Source organism: Peribacillus faecalis, from assembly GCF_014712675.1.
GTDB classification, from domain to species: domain Bacteria; phylum Bacillota; class Bacilli; order Bacillales; family DSM-1321; genus Bacillus_AD; species Bacillus_AD faecalis.
The window spans coordinates 1-11,883 of record NZ_JACXSI010000023.1; the positions used below are offsets into that span (position 1 = coordinate 1).

The 11,883-nt window shown below is 40.8% G+C and carries 8 protein-coding genes and 1 rRNA gene; 3 read left to right on the forward strand and 6 right to left on the reverse strand.

The annotated features are described in order from the left end of the window. Together IEO70_RS10090 and IEO70_RS10095 are read right to left on the reverse strand one after the other, a co-directional pair. A 16S ribosomal RNA gene (locus tag IEO70_RS10090) occupies positions 1 to 182 on the reverse strand; the annotation flags it as partial. Positions 183 to 550: 368 nt separating this feature from the next. Beyond that, positions 551 to 1,417 carry a nucleotidyltransferase-like protein gene (locus IEO70_RS10095; RefSeq protein ID WP_190998255.1) on the reverse strand — a complete coding sequence of 289 codons (867 nt, stop codon included), beginning with the start codon at positions 1,415 to 1,417 and terminating at the stop codon, positions 551 to 553. 170 nt (positions 1,418 to 1,587) lie between these two features. Between IEO70_RS10095 and IEO70_RS10100 the strand changes: the two genes are divergently transcribed. Further along, a complete protein-coding gene (locus IEO70_RS10100) occupies positions 1,588 to 1,941 on the forward strand; it encodes a YgzB family protein (RefSeq protein WP_190998256.1) in 354 nt (117 codons plus the stop codon). Positions 1,942 to 2,152: 211 nt separating this feature from the next. Here the strand turns inward: IEO70_RS10100 and perR are convergent, their stop codons facing one another. The 4 genes from perR to IEO70_RS10120 form a co-directional block, all read right to left on the reverse strand. Then, positions 2,153 to 2,590, reverse strand: coding sequence for a peroxide-responsive transcriptional repressor PerR (gene perR / locus IEO70_RS10105; RefSeq protein WP_190998257.1), 438 nt, complete (start codon positions 2,588 to 2,590; stop codon positions 2,153 to 2,155). Between the two features lie 99 nt (positions 2,591 to 2,689). Then, positions 2,690 to 3,244 (reverse strand): cob(I)yrinic acid a,c-diamide adenosyltransferase, encoded by a 555-nt coding sequence (locus IEO70_RS10110; RefSeq protein ID WP_190998258.1) that lies wholly within the window; start codon positions 3,242 to 3,244, stop codon positions 2,690 to 2,692. A gap of 675 nt (positions 3,245 to 3,919) precedes the next feature. Beyond that, the gene (gene bcp, locus IEO70_RS10115; protein WP_190998259.1) at positions 3,920 to 4,387 is read right to left on the reverse strand and encodes a thioredoxin-dependent thiol peroxidase; all 468 of its coding nucleotides are present in this window, start codon (positions 4,385 to 4,387) and stop codon (positions 3,920 to 3,922) included. A 66-nt stretch (positions 4,388 to 4,453) separates the two neighbouring features. After that, entirely contained in the window at positions 4,454 to 4,870 is a 417-nt protein-coding gene (locus tag IEO70_RS10120; protein ID WP_190998260.1) for a two pore domain potassium channel family protein, read from the reverse strand. A gap of 157 nt (positions 4,871 to 5,027) precedes the next feature. On the opposite strand from IEO70_RS10120, the gene IEO70_RS10125 reads away from it, so the two are divergent. Next, positions 5,028 to 6,326 carry a glutamate-1-semialdehyde 2,1-aminomutase gene (locus IEO70_RS10125; RefSeq protein WP_328820908.1) on the forward strand — a complete coding sequence of 433 codons (1,299 nt, stop codon included), beginning with the start codon at positions 5,028 to 5,030 and terminating at the stop codon, positions 6,324 to 6,326. 335 nt (positions 6,327 to 6,661) lie between these two features. Beyond that, positions 6,662 to 11,140, forward strand: coding sequence for a glutamate synthase-related protein (locus IEO70_RS10130; protein WP_190998262.1), 4,479 nt, complete (start codon positions 6,662 to 6,664; stop codon positions 11,138 to 11,140). The last annotated feature ends 743 nt before the right edge of the window (positions 11,141 to 11,883 follow it).

Below are 11,883 nucleotides of genomic sequence, written 5' to 3' on the forward strand. Positions count from 1 at the left end.
TCTATCCGGTATTAGCCCCGGTTTCCCGGAGTTATCCCAGTCTTATAGGCAGGTTGCCCACGTGTTACTCACCCGTCCGCCGCTGACTTCAAAGGAGCAAGCTCCTTATCTGTCCGCTCGACTTGCATGTATTAGGCACGCCGCCAGCGTTCGTCCTGAGCCAGGATCAAACTCTCCAAAAAGTGTTTGATAAAGCTCATAAAATAAAAAGTTTTGTTTCGGTCAATGCCGAAACGTTTTATTAGAATTAACGTTGACGTTTTTGTTTTGTTTAGTTTTCAAAGATCAATCTGTTGTTTCGAACAGAAGCTTTTTTATAATAACATCAGCTCGTTTGTTTGTCAACAACTATTTTGTTTTCTTCACTTCGTTCAGAAGCGACCTCGTTAATATACCATCTTAACCTTTCAGTTGTCAATAACTTTTTTGAAATAATTTTCATTCGAAGTTATTTGATGTTATATTGTCTTATTAACTCATCACCTCTTGGCGACGTATATTAATTTACCATTAAACAATACTATCCGTCAATAACTTTTTTAAAAAAATTTCACTTTAATTTATATCGTCTATGATAAAGGCTTTGACCTTTTGTTTCTACATTAATTACTTCTATTACTTTCTTATCAATTAAGTACTCCAATAGCACCGGCAGATCAACTGAATAATGCTTTAGTCCTTCATGATTCATTAATTCATTAATCGTCCAAGCGTCTTCTTTTTCAGATAAGATTCCAACAAAATGTTCCGTTCCCGTTTGCATATGAGAGAAAATAAGGAACTCGCTTGCAAGGAATACTAACTCTAATTTCTTCTCCATTGACTCTTCACTATTGATTAATTCCTCATACAGTTTATAGATTTGCGGTTCGATGTATCTGACTTGTTCCCAGACAGTTACTTCCGGATAAAAACCGCTATCAATTACTTCCAGGCGCGCTAAATGATGAAGTGCGTGCACCATAAAATTATACGCATCCAAATAATGTCCTCTATCAAACAGCAATTTGCCATCCGTATATCTTCTGACTAACTTGGCAAACTCTAAGCCTTTTTTCAAATTACGTCCATTAAACGGGAATTCTTTTATTTCTTGCTTTAACTTGGCGATATTCTCATTTCTGTCAAATATGATTCTTCCATGATGGAGCCATTCCGTTAATCTTCGATTGCTGCCGAGCACCAGCCATTCATCCAACTGTTCCTTACTGACTGTATATAATGCTGCTTTTTGTTCTTCATATGAATAATGTTTCACCATTAAAGGCACTTCTTTTTTCTCAGTAATAACAAGTAGGATATAATCAAAAGAATCTGTGCTATATGACTCAAAACTTCTTTTTTCAATGAGAAGTATACCTAGAGTTGACGGCGAACTTGCCCTTTCTTGATATATAGGTCGCAATATGTCATCCATTTCTCATTCCTCCAAATATTTAATCCGTTGTATTGATTTCGACATTACTATTATAATTCCTTCTAACATTTTCAACAAATTTCGACAAAGTTTTGTAAATAATTTCGAAGCCTCCGTACACAATCACTATTTTATGGAAAATGTGGTATATTTTAAATGGAGGGATGAGGATGGCGAAACCAAAAAACAAAATCAATAAGATCAGGACTATTGCTCTAAGCTTAGTTTTCATCAGTATGATTGTGATGTACGGCGGAATCTTTTTCAAATCATCACCGATTATTATGACCATTTTTATGGTATTAGGTTTACTGTGTATTGTTGCCAGTACCGTCGTATATTTTTGGATTGGAATGATCTCGACAAACACCGTTCAAGTTGTCTGCCCAAATTGCAATAAAATTACAAAAGTACTTGGACGAGTAGATATGTGTATGTATTGCGATGAACCGCTGACATTGGACAAGAATTTAGAAGGAAAAGAATTTAAAGCTTCTTATAACAGAAAAAAAGTTGGCGAGTAATTACGCCAACTTTTTTAGTAAGTATAGAATTTTGGACATAAATGGCTGTCTAACCTTACACCTGCCATGCTCGGTCCTAAGCTGCCTCCCCCAAGAAACCAAAACCGGGTTTCTCGTGTGATTCATCTTAGTCCTGCCGCATGGCTCCTTTTTCATCGAGGCGAATCTAAGTAGCATATTCCTGATGAAAAAGGACCGGTGACGGTTTTTCCTAGTGCGCTGCCTTTGCAACACAACTTGGACATTCTCCGTACACTTCCATTCGGTGTTGAAACACTTTATAGCCGGTTACATGAGAAGCAAGCTGTTCGACTTCATCTAATCCCGGATAATGAAAATCAACAATCGTACCGCAGTTCACACAAATAACATGGTAATGATCGGACGTTGTAAAATCAAAACGGCTGGAAGAATCCCCGTACGTCAATTCTTTTACCAGACCGACTTCACGAAACACCCGCAAATTGTTGTACACGGTTGCAACACTCATATTTGGGAATTTCCCTTCAAGCGCTTTGTAAATTTCATCAGCTGTAGGATGGGACATTGAGTCGATTAAATACTCAAGTATCGCATGACGTTGTGGCGTGATTCGCACATTTGATTTCTTCAGCATATCTAGTGCATCTTTAAGATGGCTTTCTGACATCGTCATGCACCTCCTTCCCAAATTCAAAATTTTAATTAAATAGATTATTACTTTATAATGTTTATAATTAGTGTAATCTCTCCGTCACACATTTGTCAATTACTCACTCGCATGTAATGTAGGCTCTGTGCGATTTAATTGCTGATTTACATATCTCGCGGCAACAAACAGCAAATCTGATAGACGATTTAAATAAGAAAGTACTAATGGATTGACTTCCCCTTCTATCCTCACAGCACAACGCTCTGCCCTTCTCACAACTGTTCTAGCCGAATGAAGGGCCGCTCCGCTCGGGTGACCGCCCGGCAAAACAAAATTAGTCAGCGGCTGCAATACAGCATCCCATTCATCAATAGTTTTCTCAAGAAAATTAATATGATTCTCCTCTAGTTTCCACAATACTTCTTTCCCTTCAGGCGTTGCCAATTCAGCTCCTACATGGAACAATTCTGTTTGGATGCGGTGAAATGCTTTTTTGACCCCATCTTTTCCATCAAAATCTTCATCCTCTATAAAGCTCATAGCTAACCCGATTAAGGAATTGGCTTCATCACACGTTCCGTACGCCTCTACGCGGTCATCTGTTTTAGAAACACGTTGGCCGTACACTAAAGAGGTTGTACCTTTATCTCCGCTACGCGTATATATTCTCATTTAAACAACACTCCCTATTGATATTTACTATAATTAACTGATAATTATTCTTACAAGTCAAATTATAGGTCTATAAAATAGAATAAAAAACACGAACCGAGTGCAGTCCGTGTTTGAAATGAAAATGTTTTGAGGAGGTACTCCATAATGTATGTATATGCAAGAAGTTGTACAACGCCCTCGGACAAACACCTTATTTTTTTGAACTTAGATAGCTGTCTAACCTTATACCTGACATGCTTGAGGCCTACAGGATGTAGGTCTCATCGGTGTTGCCACAGGACGTGGCGTTTTTAGCCGATGTTCATTAATTGCCATCCCTCCCAAGAAACCAAAACCGGTTTTCACGGCGCGGAGGCTCTCAAGACGAGAGTCACAGCGAAGTTGCTACAGCGCTGTTCCTTCTTAGAATTTGTCTAGCTGCAGCGGCCAGCTCCTCGAGGTCATAAGCCAAACCACTCCGGAAATTTTACAATTTCCTACATGATTCGTCTTATGCAGGTTGGAGGCTCTCAGGACGAGAGTCACAGCGACGTTGCTATAGGACGTAGCGTTCTTAGTCGCTGTTCCTTACTTGTGGGCCACTTCCACATTTTGGTTCCCGCATGTCTCCTTTTTCATTGAAGTGTAGCAAGGAGTCGAATCATAAATAAAAAAGGACTGGTAACGGTTTTTCTATAAAGCTTCCTTCACATAGGCCAAAACTTCTTCAATGTGCCCCTTCACTTTAACTTTTCTCCACTCTTTCACTAATTCGCCTTCTTTATTAATGATGAAAGTCGATCGTTCGATACCCATATATTCTTTGCCGAAATTCTTTTTCAGTTTCCATACATCATAGCTTTTCGCCGCTTCCTGGTTCTCATCAGACAATAACAAAAACGGCAGCCCGTATTTTTCAATAAATTTCTCATGACGGCTGATCGGATCCGGACTGATACCGAGAACAACCGTGTTCTCATCTTGGAACTGCTTATGCGAGTCGCGGAAATCACATGCCTCTGTCGTACATCCTGGCGTCATATCTTTCGGGTAAAAATAAAGAACAATATTTCTGCCGATAAAATCCGATAATGAAACTTCTTTTCCTTCATTAGAAGGTAAAGTGAAATTCGGTGCTTTTTCTCCAATAATCGCTGTCATTGATTTCAACCTCCAATCATTACTACCATTAGCGTACTAAAAATACCTTCCTCATTCAAATGACAGTTACTGATTCGGATTTATATCCATATCGATGACCGTCCTGACAACAAATGCTGCCGGCAGTGTATATCCAATAAATGCTTGAATGGTCGCAATGATTCTCCCTAAGCCAACCGGTATTAATTCACCATATCCCACTGAAAACATCGTCATTGCACTAAAATAAAATGCAGTCTCAAGTTTCATAAAAAAATGGCCGCTAATCTCCAGACCATGATCGAGCATGACACTTATATCCCGTATTTCAAACAGCAAATATATGAGAGCAAAACCAATACAGATGGTTCCGTATAAGCAGGCAAGCCAAAGAAAATGACTGAAAGATATTTTTTGCTTGCCGCCCTCAGCCGGCAAAAAGAGCACTCGAATACTCATGAACATGCAAAAAACGACTGCCAATGTCAAAAGAAAAAAGTCCACAATCATCCCTCACTTCTGCTCTCTATTACAATTTACTCTTTCTTGTCCATTTTTATGAACATTCCTACAATTTCTATTAATAGAAAACAGTAATAAAGCGGAGTACAATGGTGATACAATGAGTTAGGACATGAAACATGTAAGGAGAGGAATACAATTGAAATTCACTAATTCAGAAGCTTTACATAAAGAAGCATTAGAAGTCATCGTCGGTGGCGTTAACAGTCCGTCACGCTCTTATAAAGCAGTAGGAGGCGGTTCTCCTGTCACTATGGAAAAAGCGGACGGCGCTTATTTCTGGGATGTGGACGGCAACAAATATATCGATTATTTAGCGGCATTTGGACCAATCATCACTGGATTTAACCATCCTCATATCACAAAAGCAATCACAAAGGCAGCTGAAAACGGGGTTCTATACGGTACACCGACTCGCCATGAAATTGAGTTCGCTAAAATGATTCAAGAAGCGATTCCTGGCATGGAAAAAGTTCGATTCATGAACTCTGGTACTGAAGCAGTTATGTCAACAATCCGTGTTGCACGTGCCTATACTGGACGCGACAAAATCGTAAAATTCGCCGGCTGCTACCACGGACATTCAGACCTGGTGTTAGTTGCAGCAGGATCTGGCCCTTCAACACTTGGAACACCTGATTCTGCCGGTGTTCCGAAAAGCATCGCGAATGAAGTGATCACAGTTCCGTTCAATGACATCGAAGCATATAAAGAAACTTTGGCTAAATGGGGTTCTGAAATAGCCGCAGTTCTAGTAGAACCGATTGTCGGTAACTTCGGAATTGTTGAGCCACTTCCAGGTTTCTTAGAAGAAGTAAACACATTAACACATGATGCTGGCGCTCTAGTTATTTATGATGAAGTCATCACAGCATTCCGCTTCATGTATGGAGGTGCGCAAAACTTACTTGGTGTTACTCCTGACTTAACTGCACTTGGTAAAATTATCGGCGGCGGTCTTCCGATTGGAGCATACGGCGGCAGAAAAGAAATTATGGATCAAGTTGCTCCTCTTGGACCTGCCTACCAAGCCGGTACACACGCAGGCAACCCAGCATCAGTTCAAGCAGGTATCGCTTGCCTGGAAGTGTTGAAACAAGAAGGCGTATACGAAGAGTTCGACCGTTTAGGAAAAATGCTTGAAGACGGTATTTTGGCAGCTGCTGATAAATATAACATGCCAATTACAACAAATCGTCTGAAAGGCGCACTTACACTTTATTTCACTACAGAAAAAGTAATCAACTATAAACAAGCAGAAGACACTGATGGCGAGATGTTCGCTAAGTTCTTCCATCTAATGCTGAATCAAGGCGTTAACCTTGCTCCTTCAAAATATGAAGCTTGGTTCCTTACAACAGCTCATACAGAAGAAGATATTAAATATACAATCTCTGCTGTTGAAAATGCCTTCAAAACGTTACAAGAAGAAAAATAATATGCATTTTTATGCAACCTTGAAGATAATTATTCTTCAAGGTTGTTTTATTTCTCTTGCAAAAAATCATTAAAAACATTGATTTTATATACTTTTGTTCATAAAATGGACATCTAATATTATCCAATATTTTGCATAAATAATTGATTTCTGAATATTTTGATGATATCATTATGTAACGATTCTCTTTTGGTTCATTCCTATTTTCATATAATCCAAAAGTGTTCAATGATTAGAATGGATTATGGATTTTTCAAACCATTTTTTCACATATATCATTTTACTTTAGGAGGTGAACGGCAACCTAAGGCAATCCCTTATGTTTGCCCTTATTTATGACACAGCAATGGAGCCCAAGTTTATTTCATTCGTTCCGTAACCAAGAACACGATGCTTGCGGAATCGTGTCTTGTATCGAAAAGAAAAGAATTCCCACTCGCGAAAATATATTCACTTGCATTGATGCGTTAGTAACGATGAATCATCGTGCCGGATTCATAAACGGTGAAGGTGATGGAGTCGGTATTCATATTGATATTCCGAGAGCGCTCTGGAAGAAAAAATTAAAAGAACAAGGTTTAGATGCCAATCTTGCAGATTCCGAGCAATTTGTTGTAGGGCATTTTTTTCTGAGTCAAAAAGAAAATAGCAGCACACTGCAAGCCGAAGTTAAGCAAAAATTTCTCCAATCAGGTTTAACGCTTCTTTTCGAAAGCGATAAAGCCTATAATTCGGATGCTTTAGGTCCGATTGCCATCCAAGAAAATCCGATGTTCTGGCAAATAGCCTGCATCGCCAACAACCTTACAAAACAAGATCTTTCCAACACACTATTCACTCTTACACATTCAATTGAAGAAAATCTCAACATTCATGTCGCTTCGTTAAGTCAATACCATTCCGTATACAAAGTGATGGGCGCCGGGGATATTTTGCCGAAATATTATTCGGATTTAGCAGACCCATTCATTGCTTCCACCATGACATTAGGACATAACCGTTTCTCTACGAATACACTATCCAGCTTCTTTCGTGTACAACCTTTTAGCGTACTCGGGCATAATGGCGAAATTAATACAATCGCAAAACTTCGTGATGAAGCCAAAATGATTGGAGTGCCTCTCGTAAAAGGCGGAAGCGATTCACAAGACTTGAACAGAACAGTTGAAACATTGATTTGCAGACATAACTATTCGCTTTTCGAAGCAATTGATGTCCTGTTTCCTCCTATCATTAATGAAATTAAAGCTTATTCTCATGAGAAAAGAGATTTATACACATATATTCGCGAAGCTTGGGGCCATTTTGCCCAAGGACCTGCCGGCATTATTTCCCGTTTTGGGGACGAAGCCGTATTCTCGGTGGACGCTTTAGGTTTAAGACCGCTTTGGCAGGTTGAAACAGAGACTTCTTACTTGTTCTCATCTGAACCAGGTATTATTCCGTCAGCAGAGTTTTGCGGTGAGCCAAAGCCGATTGGACCCGGTGAGAAGATAGGACTCAAATGGGCAGATGGCGATATTAAAGTTTATCCGTACGATTGTTTCCAACAAGAGGTGTATGCACGTTTCTCTAAACGATTTGAGCTATGTAACGACAGTGAAAGACTGCTTGACCCAAAAATTCATCAGCAGCTTTCCCATAATACTGCTGTCAAAATTCACAATGGCCAATATAAAGCGATGGGTTGGGAACGAGAGCATATTCAATTCATCGAACAGATGGCTGAAAAAGGCGTAGAGCCGATTCGTTCCCTCGGGCATGATGCACCGCTCGCCGCCTTAAATAAAGAACGGAAAAACATTGCTGATTTCATAAAAGAAAGCGTTGCGGTCGTAACCAATCCAGCAATTGACCGCGATCGTGAAACAGAGCATTTCTCTACCAGAACAGTAATCGGCAAGCGACCGTCTTTATTTGCTCAAGAAAAAGCGGAGCATGTAGTAGAATTGCTGTCTCCTATTTTAATAGAGGGCGAAGTTGGGCTTGATTGTTCAAAAGACTTAAACCAGCCTAATTATGATAGCTTTAAAGGATATTTTGAAGATTTGAACTTAACTGCGACATTGTCAATTACCTTCCAAGAGGATGAATCCATTGCCGAAGCGTTAGAGCGTCTAAAAAAAGAAGCAATTAACTCAGTGCAAGAAGGGAAAATCATTCTTATTCTTGATGACGAGAAAGCACATCAAGAAGGTCATCTATGGCTTGACCCTCACCTAGCGACATCAGCCATCGATCAAGCTTTAGTAGAAAAAAATCTGCGCAGAGAATGTTCAATCTTGCTTCGCTCCGGTTCGATCCGCTCCTTGCATGATATCATTACAGCCTACGGACTCGGCGCAAACTTAATTAGCCCTTACTATATGTTCCTGACTATAGTGACTGAAGAAGATTCAACAAAAGCAGTAAAAAATGTATATACAGCTTTAAATAAAGGTCTTGAGAAAGTAATTTCTACAATCGGCATTCACGAGTTGCGCGGATATGGCAGACTGTTCTCCAGTATCGGCCTTCATACAGAAATAGCCGACACATTGAAAATCGTTAATTTCCTTGGTTCTGAAAAGCTATCAGCTAATCTTTACTCATTCAAAGAAGATGCTTTTCAGCGTGCCATTGATTTCAATAATGAAAAGGAACGAATCGGAAAAACTTTTAACCTCTTCCCTCGAATTTGGAAAGCAATCGGCGAAGTGGCTTCATCCGGTACTTATGACGCATATCGCGAAAAGATTACCGAGCAGGAAGAAAATAATCCGACTACCATCCGCCATTTGACGAGTTTTAAAACAAGCGACAAAAATATTTCGTCTAACGAGGTATCTATTGCTGTCGGCGAACATAGCCTCCCGTTCGTGATCGCATCGATGTCGTTCGGCTCTCAAAATGAAATAGCTTTCCGCGCCTATGCGGAAGCTGCTAATAGGTTAAATATGATTAGTCTAAACGGCGAAGGCGGAGAAATTAAAGATATGCTCGGTAAATATCCGAAAACGCGAGGCCAGCAAGTGGCATCCGGCCGTTTTGGTGTCAATGCTGAACTATTGAATTCCTCCAACTTGCTTGAAATCAAGATTGGCCAGGGCGCAAAGCCCGGTGAAGGCGGACATTTGCCCGGATCAAAGGTCACTGCCAAAATTGCCGAAGCTCGAAATGCAACAATCGGATCGGATTTAATCTCGCCATCTAACAATCATGATATTTACTCAATCGAAGACTTGGCTCAAATGATTCATGAATTGAAAACGGCTAATGACCAGGCACGCGTAGCTGTTAAAGTTCCGGTTGTACCGAACATTGGAACAATCGCAGTCGGCATCGCCAAAGCAGGTGCAGATATCATTACACTGTCCGGTTTCGATGGAGGTACAGGTGCCGCACGTATACATGCTCTTCAGCATGTCGGTTTACCGGTTGAAATTGGTGTGAAAGCGGCACATAACGCTTTATTGGAAGCCGGGCTGCGTGACAGTGTCGAGCTCTGGGCAGACGGCGGTATTAAAAGCGCCTCTGATGTCCTAAAAGTCATGCTATTAGGCGCAAACCGTATCGGGTTCGGTACATTATCTATGATTGCAGTCGGCTGCACAACTTGTCGCGGCTGTCATTTGGATACTTGCCATGTCGGGATCGCTACCCAAATTGAAACCGAAGCTCAGGCAAAAGAGCATGGTTTACGCCGCTTCGTTCCCCGAAAACCTGATTTGGCTGTTACTAATCTTACAAATTTCTTTACAGCTTTCGGTGAAGAGCTAAAAGCTCTGACTGCAGCTTTAGGCTCTATAAATCTGCAGGATCTTGTCGGCCGCTCCGATCTCCTTCAACAAGTAAGAGGCAATGAGTTGCTTGATCTATCTTATATGTTGAAAACACTGGATATCGGACAATTAAACTACCAAGATTCCGCTGTTCATAATAATGATACTTCGATGCAAGTGGCTGTCGGAGCTGAATATCTGGATAGCTCCGTTGAACAATTGCAGGATTCGAGAGAATTCAGCACCATAACTTCTGAGCAAAGAGTACTTGGCAGCCGTGTTTCCTGCCACCGTGTAAGAGGACGTTTGGACGGTTCTTATTTATCTCTTCCAAAAGTGAAACTATCTTATAAAGATGGCTCTATTCCTGGAAATGGGCTTGGCGCTTATAACAGCAGCGGCATTGAGATCCATGTGGACGGTGGCGCTCAGGATGGTATCGGTAAAACATCTTTCGGCGGCACCATCGCTATTCTAAAATCAAAAGGTAAAGACGGTAACTATTACAACGGTTCTGTCGGAAAAGGATTCGGCTACGGTGCTCAAAAAGGCCTGCTGATTGCCCAAGGTAATGCCGATGCGCGGGCAGGCATTCGTTTATCAGGCGCAGATATGATTATCGGAGGTCAAGTGACTACACCAATCGCCGCTCAGGAGCACGGCAATATTGCTGTCCATTCCAATATTAAAGGATTTGCCTTTGAATATATGACTAATGGCAGAGGTCTGGTTCTTGGCGATATCGGTCCGTGGGCATGTGCCGGAATGACCGGCGGCGTCATCTACCACCGACTGCAGCCGGAAATGGGCTTGACGCAAGAAGCCATCTCACGCAGAATGGCGATTGGCGCTAAAGTATCAATCCAAGAATTGAATAAGCAAGGCATTAGCGATGTAAACGAGCTACTGTCTCAATATATCGCAATATTGAAAGATCACGATCAAGAGTTAGAAGCTTCCCGACTGGAATCTTTGTTGCAAAATCCAGCTGAACATTTTGTTCAAATCGTGCCAATTAAAGAGCAAGCAGACCCCTCCATTTCTACTGAGTAAGAAAAACTGGCACCGGTCCTTTTTGGTATGACGCATACTCAGATTTGCAGCCATCTTCAGATAGTTACCATCTTGAATATGTTGCAAGTCAAAAAGGAGCTATGCGGGAGGACTAAGATGAATCACACGAGAAACCCGATCTTGGTTTCTTGGGGGAGGCAGCTTAGGACCGAGCATGGCAGGTGTAAGGTTAGACAGCTATCTAAGTTCAAAAATATAAACCTTCTTACCTTTGAACAAAAGCGCAAGCGCCCTGTTTAGCACCGTATGAACTGAGGCTCTCAGGATGAGAGTCACAAAGACGTTGCCACAGGACGTGGCGGTTTTAGTCTTTGTTCCACCCTCCCGAAGATAAAGGAAACACGAAGAACAACAGTGATTCGATGTTGACTTATCGAAGGGAGGTTGCCGAAGGGCAATAGGTGCTGGGCGCTGGATCTGGACGTCGATACACTTGTTTTAACTTATAAACAACGTAGATTTTTATAATTTCAGAAAGAGTAGAAAAAACGGCACCAGTCCTTTTTCACGCTACAGATTTAGAAAAGAGCAATTAAAAAATATGAGGCAATTTCAATAGTTTTCGAACGACTGTTGAAATCTGCCTCTTTTCTTTATTCTAATGAGACTTCTTTTCAAGAATAGTAAATACTATCAGAAACGGAAATAAAGTTCATACTTTTTCATCTTGCTTATATAAAAGATCTGTTGTATATTACATAATTGTTTATTGAAAATGTCTG